The sequence below is a fragment of the Pseudoalteromonas sp. 0303 genome (assembly GCF_013349995.1).
Classification (GTDB): domain Bacteria; phylum Pseudomonadota; class Gammaproteobacteria; order Enterobacterales; family Alteromonadaceae; genus Pseudoalteromonas.
This window is the reverse complement of sequence record NZ_JABVXF010000005.1, coordinates 1-12,347: the sequence shown is the minus strand read 5'-3', so window position 1 is coordinate 12,347 and position 12,347 is coordinate 1. Positions and strand designations below refer to the sequence as shown.

At 41.1% G+C, this 12,347-nt stretch carries 14 protein-coding genes and 2 pseudogenes; 11 read left to right on the top strand and 5 right to left on the bottom strand.

The features are described 5' to 3' along the window. Positions 1-30: 30 nt before the first annotated feature. Both HUS62_RS05050 and HUS62_RS05045 read left to right on the top strand, forming a co-directional pair. Positions 31-915, top strand: a complete 885-nt coding sequence (locus HUS62_RS05050; RefSeq protein ID WP_175078748.1) for a LysR family transcriptional regulator — start codon at positions 31-33, stop codon at positions 913-915. Positions 916-960: 45 nt separating this feature from the next. Further along, on the top strand, positions 961-1,212 hold the full coding sequence (locus HUS62_RS05045; RefSeq protein ID WP_175078747.1) for a TIGR03643 family protein: 252 nt from the start codon (positions 961-963) through the stop codon (positions 1,210-1,212). 32 nt (positions 1,213-1,244) lie between these two features. Here the strand turns inward: HUS62_RS05045 and HUS62_RS23490 are convergent, their stop codons facing one another. The 3 genes from HUS62_RS23490 to HUS62_RS05030 form a co-directional block, all read right to left on the bottom strand. Continuing rightward, on the bottom strand, positions 1,245-2,564 hold the full coding sequence (locus HUS62_RS23490) for a PAS domain-containing methyl-accepting chemotaxis protein (RefSeq protein ID WP_175078746.1): 1,320 nt from the start codon (positions 2,562-2,564) through the stop codon (positions 1,245-1,247). Between the two features lie 109 nt (positions 2,565-2,673). Further along, positions 2,674-2,928, bottom strand: a complete 255-nt coding sequence (locus tag HUS62_RS05035; RefSeq protein ID WP_054562570.1) for a YfhL family 4Fe-4S dicluster ferredoxin — start codon at positions 2,926-2,928, stop codon at positions 2,674-2,676. 291 nt (positions 2,929-3,219) lie between these two features. After that, on the bottom strand, positions 3,220-3,771 hold the full coding sequence (locus HUS62_RS05030) for a cytochrome b (RefSeq protein ID WP_175078745.1): 552 nt from the start codon (positions 3,769-3,771) through the stop codon (positions 3,220-3,222). 475 nt (positions 3,772-4,246) lie between these two features. On the opposite strand from HUS62_RS05030, the gene HUS62_RS05025 reads away from it, so the two are divergent. From HUS62_RS05025 to HUS62_RS05015, 3 genes are all read left to right on the top strand, one after another. Then, entirely contained in the window at positions 4,247-4,459 is a 213-nt protein-coding gene (locus HUS62_RS05025) for a DUF2061 domain-containing protein (protein ID WP_175078744.1), read from the top strand. Between the two features lie 255 nt (positions 4,460-4,714). After that, on the top strand, positions 4,715-5,758 hold the full coding sequence (locus HUS62_RS05020) for a flavin reductase family protein (protein ID WP_175078743.1): 1,044 nt from the start codon (positions 4,715-4,717) through the stop codon (positions 5,756-5,758). Continuing rightward, positions 5,755-6,816: an acyl-CoA desaturase gene (locus HUS62_RS05015; protein ID WP_175078742.1), complete on the top strand. Its 1,062-nt coding sequence runs from the start codon at positions 5,755-5,757 to the stop codon at positions 6,814-6,816. The genes HUS62_RS05020 and HUS62_RS05015 overlap by 4 nt, the downstream gene beginning before the upstream one ends. Positions 6,817-6,860: 44 nt before the next feature. On the opposite strand, the gene HUS62_RS05010 is transcribed toward HUS62_RS05015, so the two are convergent. Together HUS62_RS05010 and HUS62_RS05005 are read right to left on the bottom strand one after the other, a co-directional pair. Beyond that, positions 6,861-7,313: a tetratricopeptide repeat protein gene (locus HUS62_RS05010; RefSeq protein ID WP_175078741.1), complete on the bottom strand. Its 453-nt coding sequence runs from the start codon at positions 7,311-7,313 to the stop codon at positions 6,861-6,863. 21 nt (positions 7,314-7,334) lie between these two features. Next, on the bottom strand, positions 7,335-7,691 hold the full coding sequence (locus HUS62_RS05005) for a helix-turn-helix domain-containing protein (RefSeq protein ID WP_054553546.1): 357 nt from the start codon (positions 7,689-7,691) through the stop codon (positions 7,335-7,337). Positions 7,692-7,818: 127 nt separating this feature from the next. Between HUS62_RS05005 and HUS62_RS05000 the strand changes: the two are divergent. The 6 genes and pseudogenes from HUS62_RS05000 to HUS62_RS22870 form a co-directional block, all read left to right on the top strand. After that, positions 7,819-8,400 (top strand): annotated as a pseudogene (locus HUS62_RS05000) (NAD(P)H-dependent oxidoreductase). 9 nt (positions 8,401-8,409) lie between these two features. Further along, a complete protein-coding gene (locus tag HUS62_RS04995) occupies positions 8,410-8,946 on the top strand; it encodes a redoxin domain-containing protein (RefSeq protein WP_175078740.1) in 537 nt (178 codons plus the stop codon). A 9-nt stretch (positions 8,947-8,955) separates the two neighbouring features. Continuing rightward, the gene (locus HUS62_RS04990) at positions 8,956-9,321 is read left to right on the top strand and encodes a hypothetical protein (RefSeq protein ID WP_062565843.1); all 366 of its coding nucleotides are present in this window, start codon (positions 8,956-8,958) and stop codon (positions 9,319-9,321) included. A 12-nt stretch (positions 9,322-9,333) separates the two neighbouring features. Further along, complete coding sequence (locus HUS62_RS04985; RefSeq protein WP_175078739.1) at positions 9,334-10,536, top strand: low temperature requirement protein A; 1,203 nt, start codon at positions 9,334-9,336, stop codon at positions 10,534-10,536. 270 nt (positions 10,537-10,806) lie between these two features. After that, positions 10,807-11,616 (top strand): annotated as a pseudogene (dkgB, locus tag HUS62_RS23025) (2,5-didehydrogluconate reductase DkgB); the annotation flags it as partial. 60 nt (positions 11,617-11,676) lie between these two features. Beyond that, positions 11,677-12,347, top strand: a 671-nt coding sequence (locus HUS62_RS22870; RefSeq protein ID WP_258536721.1) for an alcohol dehydrogenase catalytic domain-containing protein, incomplete at its 3' end; no start/stop codon positions are given.

The window sequence follows — 12,347 nt, the reverse complement described above, 5'->3', positions numbered from 1 at the left end:
AGATACAAATTGTTTCACTTGAAGATACCAATGGATAAACTCAAATCAATTACTAGCTTTGTCGAGGTTGCCCGTACCGGCAGCTTTACTCAGGCTGCAGAGCATTTAGGTTTAACCCGATTACAAGTTTCTAGACATATTCAAGATATAGAAAAGTGGCTAAATTTAAGGTTGTTTCATCGCACAACACGCAAAGTGAGTTTAACAATTCAAGGCGAAGAAGCCCTTAGCTATTGCCAGCAAATATTAAATCAAGTATCTGATTTACAAAGCCGAGCACACAGCCATAACAATGAATTGGTAGGTACTATTCGCGTTGCCTCACCAATTGGGCTTGGCCAACATAAACTGTTTGATGCCATTGAAGTGTTTACCAAGCGCCATCCACAGACGCGCTTTGAACTGTTACTTTCTGATAGTTTATCGCAGCTGGTTGATGACCGCGTTGATATCGCTTTGCGCTACATCCACCAGCCCGATGAAGGTCTTATTGCCCGTAAGCTAATGTATATCGCAACCGCCGTATGTGCTTCTAACGATTATTTAGCTGCGAACCCACCGATTAATGAGCCGAGTGACTTATCTGTTCACAATTGCCTTGTTCATAACAAACACACTATTTGGCAATTTCAACACGACGACAACACACAAAAAGTAACGGTTAAGGGCAACATTGTTGCCAACGATATGGGGGTGCTTTTAAAAGCAGCAAAACAAGGAATCGGGGTAGCTCACCTACCATGTGATCTCGCCAATGACTATTTGGCATCAGGTGAGCTTGTAAAAGTACTGCCAGAGCACACTACTATGGGCTCTCACTTATGGGCGGTGTATTTATCACGAAACTTCCAACAAAATGTGGTCAGAGCGTTCATCGACTTTTTAGCAGAGCACTGGAAACACGATATCTTATAATCTAAACCTGCTGCAAATACGTATAGGCTATAAAAAGGAGCCGAAATGCAGCACTTAGATCATGAAATATCACGCATCATAGAGATGGCGTGGGAAGACAGAACCCCGTTTGAAGCAATAAACCAACAATTTGGTTTAAACGAAAAAAACGTTATCGCGCTAATGCGTGAGCAATTAACAGGCTCGAGTTTTAAACTTTGGCGAAAACGCGCAGCGGGTAGGCAAACCAAACACTTAAAACTACGCCATCCAGATATATCCCGTGGTTATTGTAAAACCCAATATAAACATAGATAGTTTACACGGCTTAAAACCTGGTATTACATAGATTAGTGATTCAGTTGGTTAGCAAATTGCCCTACTGCATCAACCACTTGCTGGGCACCGTGTTGTATGTCTTCCATCACTTGACCAGACTCATTTGATAAAGACACACCTTGCTCGGCTTTCACCTTGCCTTGTTCAATAACCTTTACCGTATTTTGTGTAAGTGACTGATTGTTATTTACTACTTCAACAATTTCTTCGGTGGCTTTTGAGGTTCTTGACGCAAGCTGCCTGACTTCATCAGCCACCACCGCAAAGCCTCGGCCTTGCTCACCTGCACGAGCAGCCTCAATTGCTGCGTTTAGCGCCAGTAAGTTCGTTTGCTCCGCAATACTACTAATACTTTGCACAATGGCTGCAATTTGTTGTGACTGTTTATCGAGGGCTGAAATCTCTTGAGCTGCTTGCTCCATCTGCTGGGCTAATTCATTCATCACTGTCATGGTGTTTTGTAACACCTCAGCCCCTTGTTGAGCGAGTCTATCAGTCTCAGTTGATGTGCCATACGCAATTTCAGCCGCATGTGAAATAGCATGCTCACGATTAACTTGCTCAGTGATCACAGTGGCAAACTTCATCACTTTGTAAAGCTCACCAAAATCATTTGAAATGGGGTTGTATGAAGCTTCAAGCCACACTTCATTGCCATGACGGTCAACACGTTTAAAGCGATCAACAACAAACTCACCACGTCTCAAGCGCTGCCAAAACTTCTCATACTCAGCTGACTCAGCAAGTTCAGGCTCACAAAACATACTATGGTGCTTTCCAACTATCTCCTCTCTCTTATAACCCATGCTCTCTAAAAACGCTTCATTTGCGTTAATAACCTTACCCTCAAGATCAAACTCAATAACCGCCATCGAGCGATAGATGGCATTTATAGTGTCGCGCTGTTCACGAGAAGTAGAAATAGCATCGGTAAGCACAGTGCCGTAAATAGCAAAGTAATTAAGCTCACCTTGCTCTGTGTGTACCGGGTGAGCAATTAATCGTAGCCACTCAAGCTTGCCGTCATAGCGAGTTATTTGTAAGTGCCCTACTCCATGCTGTTGATTTTCAATGGCGTTTTTTAGCTCTACAAACTGGTCAGTATTTCGAGATTGTTCAGTAATAATATCTTGGAAGGGCGAGTCAATTAGCTGATTGTGAGAGTAGCCTAATTCATCTAAAAAGTTCTGGTTAATATAGGCCATTGTGCCATCAGCACGCAACCTAAGCACCAACATCTCTTCATCAATACCTGAAGTGAGATCTTTTAGCGGATAAAGCTCAGCTTTTAACGCATCAATTTCAGCCTGTAAGGATTTATTAAACCACATAAAAACGCCCTGATTTTTTATTAACGTGTTGTTGTTCATAAAATTGTAGAACAATTAACGCAGGGCGCTACTTTAAAATAAGCAAAAAGAATTAAGAAAATTAATTTAACTAAGAAGCTTGAGAGGTCAATTTAACGTATTTCTCTGCCAGCTCATCTAAAGTTTCACGATGATTTGGATCTGGCTTAATGCAATCAATAGGACACACACTCACACAAGTAGGGTTATCGTAATGCCCAACACACTCAGTGCATTTATTTGGGTCTATTTGATATATCTTCGCGCCCATATAAATAGCCTCATTCGGGCACTCAGGATCACACATATCACAGTTAATACATTTGTTATTGATGAGTAATGCCATGACACACCTTTAAGCACGATGATGGAGTATTGCCTTTAAAAGCTAATCTAGATTTCAAAAAGCAGCGAAAATTGCAGCCGTGTAATATAGATTGCTGCGAATGAAGTTTCTTTGATCTTGATCAAATTTAAAAGTAGTTAAGATTCTCCGAGGGCGGTATTACTGAATTACCGGAATCATTGAACATTTTCCAAACCAAGTTATTCAAGATGGTGTCTTTATGTGAAGAGCAAGCCCTGATAAATCCTAGTATGGGATTTCAAGGCTTATCTATGATGACCTAACTAAACTTTACTTTTTTAAAGGCAACATACGTTTTAAAGTGTCATCAGCCAAAATGTAATGATGGAATAATGCAGCAGCGGCATGCAAGCCTATTAAGTAATAACCTACTTCACCCACAGTCTCGTGTATTTCTTTGATAGTTTTAGCAAGGTCTTTATTTTCACTTGCTAATGGAGGTAGCTCTAAGCCAAAAAATGGCACTGGTTTACCAGCCATACTCAATATCAGCCAACCTGCTATTGGCATTGCAATCATGAAGACATAGAGCGCTAGGTGCACAAGTTTGGCTAATGTATTTTGCCACTTTGCAGGCTCAGGTTTTATTGCAGGCGTTGAGCCTGCCAGCACACGCACCACTAACCTTACAACTACTAGAGCTAAAACAGATAAACCCAACATAAAATGCCACATTTTAAAAGCATCGCGTGTTTCCGTGCCTTTATCAAATAACTCTCGCAATTCAATACTGCCAAAAACAGTGACGATTAGAATAAACATAAGCCAGTGCAATAATATCGAGAACGAACTGTAATGAGTCGTTGTATTTTTAATCTTCATAGTGCCCCTTTCGTAAAACGCGTTGAGATAAGTGCTAAATTTATACGTAATATAGACTCACAATTACGCTATCCTTTGAGCGCTCTTGCTGTAATGATCTAAAACAAAAAATGAGCTATCTTAAATTATCTTGTTTACTTATTAGCGAAACTTTACTGTACTTGTTTAAACTTAAAATAAACTTAAGTCATTTAATTATATAAGCTTACTACTCTTTATAGCCCTCAAGATCCACCTTACATTATCGCAAGCAATACCCAGTTTATTGCCCCCAACTGAAATGCATATTTACGAACAACTCTCACCATCTACTTCTATTTGAGTTCGTAGACTTTGAAATAAAACTTTCTGAACATTACAGTGAAAATTAAAATCCGATTTTTTTCGATTGCAACAATCTTTTTATTCCATTTTAAAGATTAAAAATAATAAGCAATACTAAACTCATCAAATTATGAGAGTTAGGGTATTCAAAATGATTAAGACAGTTACTTTTGCAATGATGCACTTCGCAATCGCTTTTACAGTGACTTACTTTTTAACAGGTAGTTTTTTAATTGGTGGCTTGGTCGCTATTGTTGAGCCAGCTGTGAACACTGTTGCGTTTTACTTCCACGAAAAAGTGTGGCGTAAAGTTGAGAGTCAGAATAACTTTAAACAAGATTCAGATGGGATAATGTTTGCATAAGAATTAACTAGATTGAATTGGCTCACAAACCAACGAATATCCCCACCTTACACCTCGGACTGTAAATTAAGCTTTGCCACTAGAGCCGGTGGCAGAGATTCAGAGCAAAAAAGCTAAAGCTGTTTTTTAATTATTAGCCGAAATTAACGAGCCCTTTTAATTTAGAGCTAATACTCAAATTAGGCTTGCAATTATCAGCTTTCAACTTACACTTGTGCGCCAAGTGAGCGTACACTTGTAAGCTAAAGGCGAAAAATGAGAGCGTTATTAAATTCATTATCAAAACATTTACTGCATCATCAATCATGGGCAGGATACTGGGAGCCGGTGGTTCAGTGCTTTAAACCAGGCTGGCGCGAAGGCTATTTTCGTGCACAAGTAAAGCATGTACAGGTGTTTGCTGAACAAAGCGTTGAGTTGATAATTGAGCCAGAAAAAGCATGGCCAGTTCATCAAGCAGGCCAGCACATTACGTTAACAATCCAAACAAATGGACGATTGCTTACGCGCGTGTTTACCATCGCAAGCGAACCACAATTGGCAAGACAGCAGCGACAAATTCGTTTATTGATCCGCAGCCAAGAATTCGGCGCATTTACATCAAAACTAACAAATTTGAGGCCAGGGCAATGGCTTAATATTTCTGAGCCTAAAGGCCAGTTTGTTATGCCAAATACCGCGCGTTCTTTAATCATGCTTGCCGGTGGCTCAGGCATTACGCCATTTATAGCCATGCTTAAATCTTTACCTGCAGATAGCAAACACACTATAACCCTGCTTTATTATGCAAAGCCGAACAGCCACTGGCTTAAAGATGAACTTGAGCAACTAAAGCAATCACTGAGCAATTTTGATTATCACTTACTAGAGCGCAACAAAGATGGCGATGCGACGACATGGCTGACAACAAATGCGCATAAACACTGGTTAGTGTGCGGCCCAGTTGCTTTGTATAAGCAAGCAGCCGCTTTAGCTAAGCAATTAAATACGCCTATAGACAGTGAGCATTTCAGTGCAGTCCCTGCTGTTTTAGCAACCTCTGATAAGCACGAACTAACACTCACTCATCAGGGCAAAACATTCACTATTGATAACCAACAAACCTTACTGACTCATTTACAAGCGAATAAGCAACCGGTGTCAGTTGGCTGTGGTATGGGAATTTGCCATCAATGCCAATGCGTTAAAAAGCAAGGCATCGTACGTGATATTCGTACCGGTGAGCTCTCTGATAGCTCAGAGCAATTAATTCAACTTTGCATATCGCAACCTGTCAGTGACGTGGAATTATCAGCATGAACAAAACAAAAACAGTCAATTTTGAAAAATTAGCAGCTCAACTCGATAGCGTTAAAACAGATGTAAAATCAAAACTCGGTGAGCAAGATGCAAAATACATTCGCCGCGTTATTGTTTGCCAGCGAGTGTTTGAATGGAGTGGCCGAGTTTTACTAATGCTAGGCTTTATTCAGCCTGTTTTATGGCTCGTGGGTGTGCTTAGTTTAGCCACAGCAAAAATCCTCGATAACATGGAAATTGGCCACAATGTGATGCATGGCCAATACGACTGGATGAATGATAAATACATAAATTCAAAGTCTTACGAGTGGGATATAGCGTGCGATGGGGCTAGCTGGAACCGTGTTCACAACTACGAGCACCACACCTATACCAATATTATTGGTAAAGATCGCGACTTCGGTTATGGATTACTTCGCTTATCGAATGACTTTCGTTGGCGGGTGAAAAACCTGTGGCAATTTGTTACTTACCTATTACTCAGTGTGCTGTTCCAATGGGGAGTGTCATACCATGAAATGGCAGCCGAGCGGGTGTTTTTTGGCAAGAAAAAAGATGACCGCGATTACACGGTATCGCACAGCGAACTGAAAAAGCGCTTTTTTAGTAAAGGTGCGCGCCAGCTAGTGAAAGACTACCTGCTCTTTCCACTCCTTGCTGGGCCTTTATTTTTGTGGGTTTTGGCGGGTAACCTAGCGGCTAATTTATTACGTAACCTATGGACCTCAACCATTATATTTTGCGGGCATTTTACCGGTGAAGTTGAAACATTTAACCAGCAAGACTGCGAAAATGAATCACAAGGCCAGTGGTATTACCGCCAAGCGTTGGGGTCATCAAATATCAAAGGGGGTAACCTGTTTCATGTAATGACTGGGCACTTGAGCTATCAAATAGAGCATCACTTATTCCCAGATTTACCCGCAAAACGTTACCGCGAAATTGCCCCTAAGGTGCAAGCTATCTTTAAAGAGCACGGTATTCACTACAATACCGGCGGCTTCTTTCGCCAGTACTTTTCTGTAGTAAAGCGAATTGTGCGCTACTCTTTTCCGTAATTGATAAACGCCAGTGCATAGCGCTGGCTTTTTTATAAATAATTTTATGGCAAGGAATTAGCTTCGAGAATCAGTTCGTTAATTTCTAACTGTAATTCATCATCTGCTGTTTGTTCCGCGAAAGTTAAAGCTGTATTGGCAAAGTTTAGCGCTTGGGCCTTATCAGCTTTCTCTAGGTAATTCTCTGCAATCGCAAAATTAATCGACGCCAAATAATCCTCTAGTTCGAGTAACATTGCTAACTCTAGCGCTTTGAAATAATAGCTAAGTGCAACCTCTGGCTTTTGATGGGTAAAGTCAGCAAGCGTTTCCCATTGAAACGGATGATCAAGCGGTGTGCCTGCAAACTTGTCGCATATTTCTTTTATTTTATTGTACGCCGCCCACTCTTGTTGTTTATTTGGAGCATTAACAATATCAAGCGCAAGTTGATGAATCGCCTCATAATGAGGTGGCTTTTTAATTGATTCAACCTCTCCAAATTGTGCCTTATGCATTCCCTGCTCTCTCTAAACTAATTAAATCTCATTCGATTCAGACCAAACCCGTAACTCATCGAGAATATGCAGTGCTGAGCGGCCAAAATCAGTAAGTTCATAGGTCACTGCTATCGGGCGCGTGCTAATAACATGACGGGTGATCATCGCTCTACTTTCAAGCTCTTTTAGACGTTGGTCTATCATCTTTTTGCTTGCACCACCCAGCATGCGCGTTAAATCATTAAAACGCACAGGGCCATCTTTTAAATGATAGATAATAGAGCCCGTCCATTTACCGCCAATCAAACGCATGCCTTTTTCAATAGCACACGGCTCCATGCAAGCATTTAAAACTTTTTTTCTACCCTTACTATCTGTTTCTACTGAACTTTCCAAAACATCCTCACATTTTTCAGACTAGTTACAAAAAGGTGACTGGTTGATTAAATAATCTAGGTTACTATTATATACCACAGAATGTATTTTGAACACGATAAAGTAATTAGCAAACGGATACTCAACTATGAAAAACGTATTAATTCTTAACGCACATCACTATTACCCTTTTTCTGAAGGTAAGTTAAATGCTGCTTTAATCGAAAAAGCCGACGCTTTTTTTCAAGCAAAAGGCTATCAAACTCGTGTGGTTAACACACAAGACGAAATTGATGTAGAAACTGAACTTGAGAACCATCAATGAGCAGATATCGTCTTTTTGCAATCACCAATTAATTGGATGGGCATGACTTGGTCATTCAAAAAATACATGGATGAAGTGTACACAGCGGGCATGGGTGGAGCACTTTGCCATGGTGATGGTCGCCATCAAGACAATCCAAAAGCCAATTACGGTAAAGGCGGCACCTTGACTAACACTCAATACATGATGTCGCTGACATTGAATGCACCTACAGAATCATTTGCAGATGCCGCTGACTTTTTTGAGGGTAAAAGTGTTGATGATCTTGTTTTCCCAATGCATATGAACTTTAAATTTTTCGGTATGCAAGGGTTACCTACTTTCGCCTGTTTTGACGTGATGAAAAATGCAGACATCGACAGCGACTTTGCGCGCTTTGAAAAACACTTAAACGATAACTTTTAAGGAACACTCATGAGTAACGAATCTGTTTATAGCAATAAACTCCATCCGGGCAGTGCATTTCCTAGTATTAGTGCTGCACTTTTGAATGGTGAAAAGACTGTTCTTGGTCAACCTCAACACGGTTCAAGCTGGCAGCTTGTTGTTGTTTATCGTGGTAAGCATTGCCCTTTATGTACTCGCTATTTAAACAGCCTCGAGCAGTACAAAGCTGCGCTATTAGAAACGGGTGTTGATGTAATTGCTGTTTCAGGCGATAGCAAAGAGCATTTAGAGCAGTTATCTGTGTCATTTCCACTTGCTTACGGTTTGACTACAGAGCAAATGCAAACATTAGGTACTTACATATCTGATCCCCGTTCACCGCAAGAAACAGATCACCCTTTCGCAGAGCCTGCACTGTTTGTAGTTAACGAGCAAGGTAATGTACATGTGGTTGATTATTCTAATAACCCATTTGTAAGACCTGATTTAGCAACCTTGGTAAGTGGGCTTAACTGGATACGCGATCCAAAAAATAACTACCCAATTCGCGGTATGCATAAGTAGAGAGTAGCCATGAGCAAATTTACAACTTTGCTGATAGGCTTGGTGAGCATAATGATGTGCTCACCACATGCCTTTTCAGCACAACTCCCCCATGCACATATTGCTTCACCTAATCACTATGAAGTATTGCTAGATAACAGTGAAGTACTTGTTTTGCGAATGACTTTAGCACCAGGTGAGCAAGATAATTGGCATAAGCATAATGCTGAAACTGTCTACTTTGAAACAGGTGGTAAGGCAACCATCAGTACAAAAGAGTCACAAACAACACTCGAGATCCCCAATGGCTATGTGATGTGGCATGACGCATGGACTCATCAAGTCAAAAATGAAGGTGAAACCACCATCACTGCAATTATTGTTGAGAGCAAATAGGTAGGAGCAATTATGGCATTAGAAAACCACCCAATGTGGCGCTTACCTAAGCATCACCTAGATTTAAAAAGTTCACATGACCATGTTCATTGGGTTGAATTATTTTATGACCTTATCCATGTGGTAATCATTTTTTTGCTAGGTAATTTTTTAAGCGACCACTTACATTTAAGTGGTTTTCTTACTTTTGCAGGTTTGTTCATCACCGTATGGTTCGCGTGGGCTGACTCCAGCGTTTTTAACTCACTCTATGTCAGTACCGATGTAAAACATCGGCTGATGATGGCCTGCCAAATTGTCACCGCCATGGTTATGGCAGCCTCGATCCCTCATGTACTTGACAAAGGCTGGACATATTTTGCATTGGCCTATGCCGCAAACCGACTTATTACAGCGTATTTATTTCATCGCACCAATCAACTGGGGGTCGAATCAACTAAATTAGCACGCAGTGTGAGCCGTAACTACTTTGCTCTTGCCATTATCTTTGCTACCACAGCTTTTATGCCTGCACCCTATCGTTATTGGGTATTTGGCACTGCGATTGCCGCTATCCAAGTTTTGTATATGGCTCCAAAAATTGGTGTACTTGAAAATAAACGTTTTTTACCACGCCTTGGGCATATGTCTGAGCGCTTTGCCCTTTTACTGCTCATTGTCGTAGGCGAAGGTTTCTTTAAATTAGTGATTACTTTATCAGAAAAAGGAATTTATAAAGTCGACCCCTCTGTACTAGCTAACTTTATGTTTGGCGGTATTGCAGTATTTGTGCAATGCTGGATTTACTTTGACTTTGTTGGCAATGGTAAACCTAAGAATCAGCATAAATGGACACTCGTAAGTTGGTGGTTAGCACACCTATTTTTAATGTTATGTGCCGTTATGGTCGGCGTTGCGCTCGCCGGCGAAGTGAAAGCTGGGTTTTGGCAACCTTACCCACTTAAATATGGTGTCATTGGCTGTGTAGGGTTAGCAGGCTACTTATTGAGTTTATTGTGGATCCAGTTAATGATCGAACACCGTGTAGCCCATCGTTTTGCAACAGCTAAAGTAAGAATGTTTGGCGTTATACTCGCTTTAGTTACCATTCCCATTTTACCCCATGTGCCTTCGCTCATTGGCAACTTACTTTGGGGCACAGCACTGATTTCACAAATTGCCTACCCAGTCACTCGCGCATACTTTACCCTTTCAAAAGAAGAAGCTAATTCATAACGATTAAAACACCTTTGCAAAAACGACAAAGGTGTTTTGTTATCCCTGCTGTTTTTCGCAAAGACTTTCCTAGCAATAATATCGCCATTCAATCGCCCCTCTTTAGGGGTTGAAACAGGCGTCAACGGACTCATCTCAGAACTAAAGGCAATGAGAAATGCCGGTGTGAATCACATTGGCCTGCACTTTAGGCGTAACGAATTACCCATAGAATGGGCATTAAAGCACATCGGCGAACATGTTTTGCCCAAGTTCCATAATTAAGGAGTTATGATGTCACGATCAATTATGCCAAAACTGGGTTTTGGTACATTTAGATTACAAGACGAAGTTGCATATCAAAGTGTGCTAACAGCTATTGAAGAGGGCTTTAGACACATCGACACCGCGCAAATATACGGTAATGAAGAAGCTGTTGGCCGAGCGATTAAAGACAGTGGTGTTGCACGTGGTGAGTTATTTATTACCACCAAAGTATGGAATGATAAGTTAAATAAAACGAACTTTATTAACAGCGTAAAAGAGAGCCTGACTAAACTACAACTAGATTACGTCGACTTACTGCTTATTCATTGGCCAAGCCCTGCCAATGGCGAAAGCATGGATGAGTATTTAACCGAGTTACAATCAGCAAAAGAGCTTGGTTTGACTAAAGAAATTGGTGTTTCAAACTTTACCATTGCACAAATGGAAGAAGCCTTAAGTATTTTGCCAAAAGGCGCGTTATTTACCAATCAAGTAGAAGTACATCCCTACCTAACCAACCAAAAGGTACGTGATTTTTGTACGCAAAACGACATTCTCGTTACCGGCTATATGCCATTTGCGGTAGGTAAAGTACTTAAAGATCCAACCATTAAAGCGATTGCAAACAAACACCAAGTAAGCACTGCTGAAGTGGTCATTGCTTGGGAATTAGCGCATGACATGGTGACGATACCGTCATCGACCAAACGCGAAAATATGGCTACCAACTTAAAAGCCCTTTCGCTTAGCTTAAGCCAAGACGAGATTAATCAAATTGATGCCCTTAGCTGCGGCGACAGGCAAGCAAACCCGGATTTTGCTCCTGACTGGGATCATGATGAAGTAAAAACAACTCACGCTTGGCAATTTCAAGGTGCTGATAAAGCGCTCGCTTTGGAATTAAAAGCTGTACCAGCACTTAAAGCAGGGCAAATTTTAGTCCGTAACCTTGCGATTGGTATCAATCCAGTTGATTGGAAGTTTATTCAAGCTGATCCTATTAATTGGCCAGATAAACACACACCTGGCGTAGACGGTGCTGGGGTTGTTGAGCAGGTAGGCGATGGCGTAGATACCAAACTAATAGGTAAAACAGTCGCTTATCATCATAGCTTAAGTGAAAACGGCAGCTTTGCTAAGCACTCGGTTCTTGATGCTGAACGTGTTATGCAATTACCAAAAGAGTTAGCTGCTAATGTTGCTGCTGCATTGCCTTGCCCACTGCTTACTGCGTGGCAAGCCTTTAGCAAAATACCACTACGCAAAGGCGAAAAAGTATTAGTTACCGGCATGGGAGCTGTTAATAAACTGCTGACGCAAATGCTGAACCACAGTGGCTTTGAAGTTCATGCATTATCAAAAAGCTTAACGGCAGAGCAAGCAGAAAAGCTTGGCGTTAAGTTAGTATTACGCGACGCGCCTTCTGAGGGTGGCTACTTTGCACTCTTTGATGCTAATGGCCCTGAAGAAGCTAAAAAGTTAGTGCCACTTATATGGACTCCTCCTATTGCACAATACCCTTCGTTAATTTTGTCAGACTGCGTGCTTATATGCGGGCTCATAAT